Raw genomic sequence first — 6,220 nt, forward strand, 5'->3', positions numbered from 1 at the left:
ATGGGGCAGCAGTACCAAGCGTTGATGCAGGACCTGCTTGCACGAATGGCGCCCGATGCGGCTGCCGACACCATCCATGACGACATGCGGGAAGCCTTCAAGGCCGGCGCCGAGTCCTTGATGCGTGACCCGCAGCTGCTGTGGGAGACACAGGCGCGACTGGTCCAGGATCAATGGCAGCTGTGGCTGAACACCCTGCGCTCCGTCAACGGTGAGCCGGTCGAGCCCTTGATGACACCCCCGCGGGGTGATCGACGCTTCAACGACGAGGCGTGGAGCAACGATCCTTTCTACCAGGCGATCCTGCAGCAGTACCTGCTGTTCTCGCGCATGGTCGAGGAGCTGATCGAGCGCCTGGAGGGACTCCCGGAGCAGCAGAAGCGCAATCTGTCTTTCTATGCCCGTCAGTTGGTCAATGCGATGGCGCCGACCAATTTCATCTCCACCAACCCCGAAGTGATGCGGCGTACCATGGAGACCCGCGGTCAGAACCTGGTGGATGGCCTGACCCGGCTGCGCGAGGACCTGGCCAATTCCGCCGATGGGCTGAATGTGAGCATGACCGATCGCAGCGCCTTCGAGGTGGGCGAGAACATCGCCGTGACACCGGGTCATGTGGTTTACGAGAACGAGCTGATTCAACTGATCCAGTACACGCCCACCACCGAGACGGTCTTCAAGACGCCGCTGCTGGTCGTGCCGCCCTGGATCAACAAGTATTATATTCTCGACCTGCGCCAGGACAACTCCATGGTCAAGTGGCTGGTGGATCAGGGCCACACCGTGTTCCTGATCTCCTGGCGCAACCCGGGGCCCGAGCAACGGGACCTGACCTGGGCCGATTACATGCAGATGGGGCCGATCGCCGCCATGGAAGCCATCGAGCAGGCCTGTGGCGAAAAATCGGTCAATCTGCTCAGCTACTGTGTCGGTGGCACGCTGGCGGCATCGACGGTGGCCTATCTCACCAGTACCCGCCGAGGTCGCAAGGTCAAGTCCGTGACCTACATGGCGACACTGCAGGATTTTCGTGACCCAGGCGAGATCGGTGTACTCCTCAGTGAGCCGATCCTGGCCGGTATCGAGGCCCGACTCGAGAAGGATGGCTATCTCGACGGTCGGTCCATGGCTTACACCTTCAATCTGCTGCGCGAGAACGATCTCTTCTGGTCGTTCTATATCAGCAATTATCTGAAGGGCGAGAACCCGGCGCCGTTCGACCTGCTCTACTGGAATACCGACGGCACCAACCTGCCGGCGGCCACGCACGGCTGGTATCTTCGCACCATGTACCTGGAAAACCGCCTTGTGCAGCCCGGCGGTATCGAGCTGGACGGGGTCAAGATCGACCTGCGCAAGATTTCCACCCCGAGCTATTTCATCTCGACCCGGGACGACCATATCGCCAAGTGGAACAGCACCTACTACGGTGCCCTGTTGCCCAAGGGGCCGACGACGTTCGTACTGGGTGGCTCCGGCCATATTGCTGGCATCGTAAACCCGCCCCACAAGAACAAGTACGGCTACTGGACCAACAGCGAGCTGCCCGATAGCCATGAAGAGTGGCTTGCCGGCGCCGAGGCCCAGGAAGGTTCCTGGTGGCCACACTGGCAGCAGTGGATGACCGAGGGTGGCTACGCCGACCCGAAGAAGATGGTGCCGGCGCGCCAGCCGGGCGAGGGCGAATTGCCACTGCTCGAGGAAGCGCCAGGTCGTTACGTTCGTACCACCATTCCCGAGGTGCTGGGAGAAGTGCCGCCGAAGTCGTAAACGGACAGGCATCAACGAAAGGGAAGCAGCGGGGCCCGCCTGGAGCGGGCCCCGCTTTATTTTGTTCCGTGATCCGGTTATCGCCAGCGCCGACAACACCGCCGGGAGGCTTTCAGCCTCCAGTCGTGAGCTGAAGCTACTCCTACAAGGATGTAAAGGCCTGCCGTGGCAGGAAAAAACAGCTGTTGGAGCGCTCGGTTCGGCGCTCCGAGTCCGCATCGCGACTGGCGCCAGCAGGCGCTGCTGAGGTCAGTGATTATCGCAAGCGCAGGGCAACCCCGCCGGGAGTCCTTCGGCCTCCAGTCGTGAGCTGAAGCTACTCCTACAAGGATGTAAAGGCCTGCCGTGGCAGGAAAAAACAGCTGTTGGAGCGCTCGGTTCGGCGCTCCGAGTTTCCATCGCGACTGGCGCCGTCAGGCGCCTTGGCGGAGGCTGCCGAGGCAGTGGGTATCGCCCGCGCAGGCAACCCCGCCGGGAGTCCTTCGGCCTCCAGTCGTGAGCTGAAGCGACTCCTACAAGGAGGCAGCCACAGGCCCGGCACCACCAGCAGGGCGGCCAGCAGCCGTCGCCGCCAAGGCGGTAGTCTCGAAACGTCGACTCAGGAGGTGCCCCGTCTGTCCTCGCCAGCGAAGACGCTCAGTCCCAGCCAGTTCTGCATGCTGGCTTGCAGCTGGTTTGCCCCGGTCAGCTGCAGCTTGCTCCTGGTGAGGGCCTCCGCTACTGTCATCAGGCCCATCCAGATGGCAGTCATGGTGCGCAGGTCGCTTACTACGTAGAGGTCGACATCGTGGCCGGGATCCCGCTTGCAGAGGTCAACAACGCCATCCTCACTGGCCTTATCGATGATCAACCACCATTTTGCCTGGCTGGATGCCACATCGTGGTACAGAATTTGAATCGTGATCCGCTGGGATGGGAGAGGGTCAGGGTTGAGGTTGCGGCGCATGTCCCACATCAACAGGGAAGGGTCGAGGTTCTTCATCGAAAGTTGCCCTTCCAGCCAACGCTGCCCCCAGGAACCCATCGCCATGATCACCGGGCGTAGTTCCTCGCCAGCCTCGGTCAGAAAATAAAGCGGGTTGCCGGTCTCGGGATCGCGCTCACGGCTCACTACGCCGAGTTCTTCCAGCTCGCGAAGCCGCTTCGACAGCAGGGCCGGCGAGATATGGGGCAGCCCACGGCGTAGATCATTGAAGCGGTGACTGCCGCACAGGAGCTCACGGACGACCAGATTGGTCCAGCGGGTTCCCAGCACTTCCGAGGCCATGGCCACGGGGCAGAACTGCTTGTATCCCCAGCTCTTCATTGGAGGGCCCTCCTCGTGTTAGCGGACGTCCCGGACGCCATCTGTCGGCCAGATGCGGTACAGATCGTGAATTCCCGATCCGCCGGCACTTCTACTAAGTTTAGCGTTACGTGCATGTTCATGCGCCGCGGGCCAAGGTGCAGAGCGATAGCGGGCTCGCCGAACTCCACCGGCAGTCCTCGCGATAGGTATGCGGACCGGCAGTGGCGTATACCCCGAAGCGGACGGTAAATAGGAGGCCTGATGATGAAAGCGAAAACATTGGATGGCGGCGAGCTCGATTTGACGCCGGACCTGCTTTCCGGGTTGAAGATGCAACTCCAAGGGCCGCTGTTGACGCCGGACGATCCGGACTACGAGGCTTCGCGCCGCCTGTGGAACGCCATGATCGACCGCCGGCCGGCCATGGTGGTGCGTTGCCTGGGAGTCGCCGACGTGATGGCGAGCGTACGCTTTGCCCGTGAGCACGACCTGCTGCTCTGCATCAAGGGAGGCGGGCACAATATCGCAGGTCTGGCAGTGGCCGACGGCGCACTGATGCTCGACCTCTCGCTGATGCGTGGGGTCTGGGTCGACCGTGATCGCCGGGTGGCCCATGCCCAGGCGGGATGTGTGCTCGGTGACGTGGATCGCGAGACTCAGGTGCATGGCCTGGCCACCGTCCTCGGGTTTATCTCGACCACCGGCATCGCCGGGCTCACCCTGGGGGGCGGCTTCGGCTACCTGAGCCGGCGCTGGGGCTATACCTCCGACAATGTCCTCGGCATGGAGGTGGTAACTCCCGACGGTGAGCTGGTGCACGCCACTGCCGACGAGAACGCTGATTTGTTCTGGGGCCTGCGGGGTGGCGGTGGTAACTTTGGTGTGGTGACCGGTTTCGACTACCGGCTTTACCCCGTCGGCCCGGAGGTGGTGGGGGGCGTGGTGGCCTGGCCCGCCAGCGAGGCCCCGGCGGTTCTCGAGCTCTATCGCAGTCTGGCTGAGCAGGCACCGCCCGAGCTGACCCTGGTCGCCTTGCTGCGTCCGGCGCCGCCGGCGCCTGGTTGCCGGAGGGATACCATGGCGAGCCGATTGTGGCACTACTCGCCTGTCATAGCGGCGATCCGGAAGCGGGCGAGGCGGCGGTCGCGCCGATCAAGGCTTTTGGCCAGCCCATCGGCGACGTGCTGATGCGACGGCCCTATGCGCAGATGCAGAAGCTGCTGGATGCGACCCAGCCCAAGGGGCGGCGCTATTACTGGAAGAGCGAGTACCTGCCGGGCATTGAGCCCGCGCTTTGCGATAAGGTCATGGCACATGCCGAACGTATCCGCTCGCCGCACTCGGCAGTGATCCTGTTCCAACTGGGCGGGGCTCTGAATGCGCACGATGATGATCACTCGGCCGTGGGCAACCGCGATGCACGCTACGTCTTCAACGCAGGCGGCGCCTGGGAGAAGCCGGAGGACGACGCGGTGAACATCGCCTGGGCACGCGAGGCCTGGGACGACCTGAAGGCCTTCTCCACCGGCGGCACCTACATCAACTTCCTGACCGAGGACGAAGGCCCGGAGCGCATCGCCGCAGCCCTCGGCCCGGCCCTCGGGCGGCTCGCGAAAATCAAGCGCCGCTGGGATCCGGATAATCGCTTTCGCGTCAATCGCAACATTGCGCCGGGCTGAGCCAGGTGGGTGGCCATTATCTGGCATGACAGGAAAAAGCAGCTGTAGGAGCGCTCGGTTCGGCGCTCCGAGTTCCCATCGCGACTGGCGCCGCAGGCGCCTTGGCGGAGGCTGTCGAGGTCAGTGGTTATTGCAAGCGCGGGCAACCCCGCCGGGAGTCCTTCAGCCTCCAGTCGTGAGCTGAAGCTACTCCTACAAGGATGTAAAAGCCTGCCGTGGCAGGAAAAAACGCTGTCGGAGCGCTCGGTGAGGCGCTCCGAGTCCGCATCGCGACTGGCGCCGTCAGGCGCCTTGGCGGAGGCTGCCGAGGTCGGGGTTATTGCCACGGCAGGGCAACCCCGCCGGGAGGTCTTCGGCCTCCAGTCGCGAGCTGAAGCGACTCCTACATCTGTTTTTACTTATGTATATGATGCGACTCTCGCCGAAACCTCAGGCCCGGCGCCACCAGCAGTGCGGCGAGGAGCCACACAGGCCAGCTGCCGGTACGGGTAAACGGCGTGAGGCCCTGCATCGGCGTGGCTTCCCCGGTGATATAGGTGGTCTCGAACTGCGGGGCGCGGGCGGTGATGCGGCCTTGGGGGTCGATGATCGCGGTGACGCCATTGCTGGTGGCGCGGATTACATAGCGGCCGTTCTCGAGGGCGCGCAGGCGGGCCATCTGCAGGTGCTGCAGCGGGCCGATCGACTCGCCGAACCAGGTGTCATTGGAGACCGTCAGCAGCATCTCGGAATCGCGTGCGCGGTCGGCAACCAGGTCGGCGTAGATGATCTCGTAGCAGATGGCGTTGCCGATGACGGTGCCTACGGCCTGAATTGGCGGCTGGCCACCGGGGCCCGGGGTCATGGCCGGCATCGGCAGGTCGAAGAAGGCGATGGTCCCGCGTAGCCAGCGTTCCAGCGGAAGATACTCGCCGAAGGGTACCAGGTGCGCCTTGCGGTACTCGCCTTGCGTGTTGCCGACGCCGATCACGCTGTTGTAGTAGAGCCCGCGGCCTTCGCGTTGCAGTATCCCGGTGAGCAGGGCGCTGCCTGGCGGCATGGTGGACTGGGCGCGCTCGAGAATCGCCGTCGCTTCATCCTCGAACATCGGCAGCGCCGCTTCGGGCCAGATGATCAAGTCGATATCGTCGGCCTGTTCCCGTGTCATTTCCAGATAGGTATTGGCCGCCATTCTTCGGCCTTCCGGGGTCCACTTGATCAGCTGTGGCAGATTGCCTTGCAGCAGGGCGACGCGCAGGGGATCGCCGGCGGGTTCGGTCCACTGGGTCGGCAGGAGCAGCGGCGCCAGCCAGATAGCGGCCACAGGGGCGGCGGCCCACCAGCGGCGACGCAGGAATTCGACCCCGAGGGTGCCGGTGAGCACGGTCAGCAAAGAGAGCAGGTAGACGCCGCCGATCGGTGCCCAGGGAGCCAGGGGGGAGTCCACATGGGCGCTGCCGAGCAGCAGCCAGGGAAGCCGGTGAACAGCCAGGTGCGCAGCCAC

The 6,220-nt window shown here is 63.8% G+C and carries 4 protein-coding genes and 1 pseudogene; 3 read left to right on the forward strand and 2 right to left on the reverse strand.

Translation table 11 applies throughout. The annotated features are described in order from the left end of the window. Positions 1-1,770 (forward strand): class I poly(R)-hydroxyalkanoic acid synthase (phaC, locus tag Q427_RS27470; RefSeq protein ID WP_043518753.1); only part of this gene is annotated, 1,770 nt, incomplete at its 5' end. 598 nt (positions 1,771-2,368) lie between these two features. On the opposite strand, the gene Q427_RS27475 is transcribed toward phaC, so the two are convergent. Then, on the reverse strand, positions 2,369-3,076 hold the full coding sequence (locus tag Q427_RS27475; RefSeq protein ID WP_043518755.1) for a winged helix-turn-helix transcriptional regulator: 708 nt from the start codon (positions 3,074-3,076) through the stop codon (positions 2,369-2,371). A 243-nt stretch (positions 3,077-3,319) separates the two neighbouring features. On the opposite strand from Q427_RS27475, the gene Q427_RS27480 reads away from it, so the two are divergent. After that, on the forward strand, positions 3,320-4,246 hold the full coding sequence (locus Q427_RS27480) for an FAD-binding oxidoreductase (RefSeq protein ID WP_197030850.1): 927 nt from the start codon (positions 3,320-3,322) through the stop codon (positions 4,244-4,246). Then, positions 4,246-4,737 carry a BBE domain-containing protein gene (locus Q427_RS32880; RefSeq protein WP_231613962.1) on the forward strand — a complete coding sequence of 164 codons (492 nt, stop codon included), beginning with the start codon at positions 4,246-4,248 and terminating at the stop codon, positions 4,735-4,737. Before Q427_RS27480 ends, Q427_RS32880 begins: the two co-directional genes overlap by 1 nt. A 394-nt stretch (positions 4,738-5,131) precedes the next feature. Here Q427_RS32880 and lnt read toward each other — a convergent pair. Beyond that, a pseudogene (gene lnt, locus Q427_RS27485) lies at positions 5,132-6,220 on the reverse strand (apolipoprotein N-acyltransferase); the annotation flags it as partial.

Source organism: Halomonas sp. BC04, assembly GCF_000568385.1.

Coding starts and splice junctions, on each gene's coding strand:
- Q427_RS27475 (WP_043518755.1), bottom strand. CDS start 3,076: ATGAAGAGCTGGGGATACAAGCAGTTCTGCCCCGTGGCCATGGCCTCG.
- Q427_RS27480 (WP_197030850.1), top strand. CDS start 3,320: ATGATGAAAGCGAAAACATTGGATGGCGGCGAGCTCGATTTGACGCCG.
- Q427_RS32880 (WP_231613962.1), top strand. CDS start 4,246: ATGCGACGGCCCTATGCGCAGATGCAGAAGCTGCTGGATGCGACCCAG.